Below are 3,588 nucleotides of genomic sequence, written 5' to 3' on the forward strand. Positions count from 1 at the left end.
AAAGCTGGGAGTGAATTTTTGCATGCATAAAGACGACCTTTCTTTTTTAGAACATCTAATTGACCAGGCTCAATTCTTCGGTCTTAAGGCAAATTCTCCTCCTAAGGTTGATAGATTTCTTGAGGATAATGATGAAATCTCCTTTGGAGAATTAAAGGCCCGTGTAATCCACACCCCTGGGCATACTCCCGGAGGCTTATCATTTCTCATAGAAGATTCAATCTTTGTTGGAGACACCCTGTTTTCCGGTTCCATAGGAAGGACGGATCTCCCTGGAGGCTCCTATGAAAAACTGAGTCATTCTATAAAGTCAAAGCTTCTCACCCTGAAACCCAACACCAAAGTATTTCCCGGACATGGACCTCCAACAAACATTGAAATTGAAAGAAAAACCAATCCCTTTTTAAAGGAATTTAAGGAATCAAACGCATAATACAATATTTATCTTCAAATAATATGAAAGAATAAATCGAATGAATCATTTTATGAAAATAGCTATAGAAGAAGCCTGTAATGGAGTTTCAAATAATGATGGCGGACCATTTGGGGCTGTTATCGTAAGAGATGGAGAAATCATTTCAAAGGCTCACAATGAAGTTGCCAAGACCAATGACCCAACAGCACACGCTGAAATCGTTGCAATCAGAAAGGCTTCTTCTAAATTAAAAAGATTTAATCTATCAGATTGTGAAATATATACCTCTTGTGAACCATGCCCAATGTGCCTATCAGCTATTCATTGGGCAAGAATAAAGAAAATATATTATGGATGCACAAAAGAGGATGCTGCGAAAATAGGATTTGACGACCATTACATTTATGATGCTATAAAAGGCAAAGCCAAAGAAAAGAAGGTAAAGGAAACACAAATAGAGAGGAATGAATGTCTGAAACCCTTTAAACTCTGGGAATCTAAAACAGATAAAATACAATATTAATTGTTAAAACATATTTTTTTATAAAATTGATTTAAAATATAAGGAGGAATAAGGTATGAAAAAATTCGGCTCAGTGGATGAAATATTGGACTTTGCTATCAAGGAAGAGGAGGAGGCGTTTAACTTCTACACTGATTTGGCTGGCAAGATGGACAAGCCATGGATGAAAGAGGTCTTTTTCGAGTTTGCTGAGGAGGAGAAGGGACACAAAGAAAAGCTTCTGGGTATTAAAACAGATGGGTCTCTGATGCCCTCAGAGGAGAAGATTACTGATCTGAAGATTGGAGATTATCTTGTAGATGTAGACCCAAACCAGGAATTGGACTATCAAAAGGCTCTGGTCTTGGCCATGAAAAAGGAAAAGGCTGCCTTCAAGCTTTACACAAACCTTGCAGCGAAGGCCAGTAGTAGAGATCTAAAAAGAACATTCCAGGCCCTAGCCCAGGAAGAAGCAAAGCATAAACTCAGGTTCGAGATAGAATACGATGACCATATTCTTACCTGGAACTGAGTTAACAGAAGCACTCATTCGTTTTTTCTAAAATGATTCATTTGGATTAGATGAGAAAATCTTTACTCTGTCTTTTCTTAGGATTATGTTTTTTCTTTTTTGGCTTTTTTAGCTGTACCCCAAATATACCTATAAGTGAAGTTAGGCTTCCAGATATTGAGTCTGTTCGGTTAGATCCCTATGCCAAATTAAGCTTTCAGAGTATCAAGGAATCCTCTGGTCTTGTAAAAAGCAGGCTCTTTAAAGATGTATACTGGACACATAATGATTCGGGTGATCATGCAAGATTATTTGCTGTGACAAGAAAAGGGGATATTATAAAACCTGATGAGACCGGTGAATATAATGGTATAACTATCCATGATGCAATAAATATCGACTGGGAAGATATTACAACAGACAATCATGAAAACCTGATTATAGGTGATCTTGGGAATAATCAAAACACGAGAAGAGATTTATCAATCTATATCATAAAAGAACCAGATCCATTTCAAGATCTCTTCGCTAAGGTCAGTTTAAAAGTTAACTTTTATTATCCCGACCAAAAAAATTTTCCTCCCAAAAAGATGAATTATGATTCAGAAGCCCTCTTTTGGGCAAAAGAAAAGATCTATCTTCTTACCAAACATAGAGATAATCGTTACACAAAGCTTTACCGCTTTGATTCCATGAATCCCCTAAAACAAAATCCACTAACATACATAGGCTCCTTTGATATTGATGGTCAAGTTACAGGAGCCGATGCCTCAAAGGATGGAAATCGATTAGCAGTCTTGACCTATCGAGCATTATGGTTATTCGAAATAGATCATAGTGCTGTCAATTATTTTAATGGAAAAATATCATGGCTCCCCATTATAGCTGGTCAATGCGAGGGTATAGCCATTGATGGAAACAAGCTTCTCGTTTCAAACGAACAGAGAGAGCTGTTTGAAATATCAATGGATAGACTTATTGTAGTGAAGGAATAATTAAGTAAGATATATTTTTTATTTCTAAGATGCAAGAGCTAGGATTTTTAATTTCAGGGTTCATTCTTGGTCTGGCTGCTGGAATATCCCCCGGACCCCTTCTTGCCTTGGTTTTTTCTGAGACCTTAAAGTTTGGTAAAAAAGAAGGGGTTAAAATTGCAGTTGCTCCTCTTATTACAGACTTACCCATTATTCTTTTTGTATTCTTCATACTATCATACCTGACAAAATATAGTTTTATCATTGGGTCAATCGCTCTTTTTGGTGCGGGCTACCTTGTTTATCTTGGAGTTGAAAACCTCAGAGTCAAAAGCGAAGAATTCGGAATCAAGCTTGAAAAAAAAGAGGCTCTCAAACGTGGAATTATTGCAAATTTCTTAAGCCCCCATCCTTACCTTTTCTGGCTTTCTATTGGTGGTCCAATGGTTTTTAAAGGTCTGGGAATATCTTTTATTGCTGCTGTTCTTTTTATTTTGGGATTTTATATTTTACTTGTTGGATCAAAGATAGTTATTGCACTGATTGTAGAAAAATCAAGACCCTTTATTGGAAGCAGCTATTATCTTTATATTGTTCGTGCCTTAGGTATTGCTCTTGTTTTCTTTGCTCTGATTTTTCTGAGAGATGGTTTAAGATTAATAGGATTGCTTTAAAAGCCATAGCTTTTAAGCGTATTCAGGTGTACGGAATTAGTTAATAAAAAAAGGCCATCAAAAGATGGCCTTTTAGTTATTCTTTTTTTTGTTGAATCTTCAAATCCGGCTTTTAGCTTAATAAACCTTTTATTTGGAAGGTCGCATCCCATTATTTAAGCTTGATTCTGACGCCTCCCAATGTAGCGTTAAGTCTAATCCCCTTCTCTTCTGATTTCAGATTGATGACGACGCCTTTGGTGCTTTCCAAAGTCAAACCAGAAGGAAAACCCTTGACAATGGCGACACCAGACTCCAACGCTGTATATGTGCCGGATAAGTCAGATACTTTTTTCAGATTGAAAACCTCTCCCTCAGCTTTTATCTTAGCAATGCCTAAAGCGATTCCTGCATTAAGGCCCTTCACAGAAAACTTATAGTCTTTACCTTCAAATGTTAGCATGCCATCACCCCATTGGACACCGACGCCAGCTGCGACAGAGGTGCTCTCTATCTTTACAGTTCCAGATGGA

6 protein-coding genes are annotated in these 3,588 nt (G+C 37.2%); 5 read left to right on the forward strand and 1 reads right to left on the reverse strand.

Going from position 1 to position 3,588, the window contains the following annotated elements; genetic code table 11:
* The 5 genes from VMW81_07450 to VMW81_07470 form a co-directional block, all read left to right on the forward strand.
* Nucleotides 1-433: MBL fold metallo-hydrolase (locus VMW81_07450; protein HUU50778.1), on the forward strand; the 433-nt coding region annotated here is incomplete at its 5' end.
* A 40-nt stretch (nucleotides 434-473) separates the two neighbouring features.
* The gene (locus VMW81_07455; GenBank protein HUU50779.1) at nucleotides 474-938 is read left to right on the forward strand and encodes a nucleoside deaminase; all 465 of its coding nucleotides are present in this window, start codon (nucleotides 474-476) and stop codon (nucleotides 936-938) included.
* 55 nt (nucleotides 939-993) lie between these two features.
* Nucleotides 994-1,449 (forward strand): ferritin family protein, encoded by a 456-nt coding sequence (locus tag VMW81_07460; GenBank protein HUU50780.1) that lies wholly within the window; start codon nucleotides 994-996, stop codon nucleotides 1,447-1,449.
* A 50-nt stretch (nucleotides 1,450-1,499) separates the two neighbouring features.
* On the forward strand, nucleotides 1,500-2,423 hold the full coding sequence (locus tag VMW81_07465; protein ID HUU50781.1) for a hypothetical protein: 924 nt from the start codon (nucleotides 1,500-1,502) through the stop codon (nucleotides 2,421-2,423).
* 29 nt (nucleotides 2,424-2,452) lie between these two features.
* Entirely contained in the window at nucleotides 2,453-3,076 is a 624-nt protein-coding gene (locus tag VMW81_07470) for a LysE family transporter (GenBank protein ID HUU50782.1), read from the forward strand.
* A gap of 151 nt (nucleotides 3,077-3,227) precedes the next feature.
* Here VMW81_07470 and VMW81_07475 read toward each other — a convergent pair.
* On the reverse strand, nucleotides 3,228-3,588 hold a 361-nt coding region (locus tag VMW81_07475), incomplete at its 5' end, for a hypothetical protein (protein HUU50783.1).

This window comes from Nitrospinota bacterium (genome assembly GCA_035528715.1).
Lineage (GTDB): Bacteria > JADFOP01 > JADFOP01 > DATKYB01 > DATKYB01 > DATKYB01.

Coding starts and splice junctions, on each gene's coding strand:
- VMW81_07470 (HUU50782.1), top strand. CDS start 2,453: ATGCAAGAGCTAGGATTTTTAATTTCAGGGTTCATTCTTGGTCTGGCT.
- VMW81_07455 (HUU50779.1), top strand. CDS start 474: ATGAATCATTTTATGAAAATAGCTATAGAAGAAGCCTGTAATGGAGTT.
- VMW81_07465 (HUU50781.1), top strand. CDS start 1,500: ATGAGAAAATCTTTACTCTGTCTTTTCTTAGGATTATGTTTTTTCTTT.
- VMW81_07460 (HUU50780.1), top strand. CDS start 994: ATGAAAAAATTCGGCTCAGTGGATGAAATATTGGACTTTGCTATCAAG.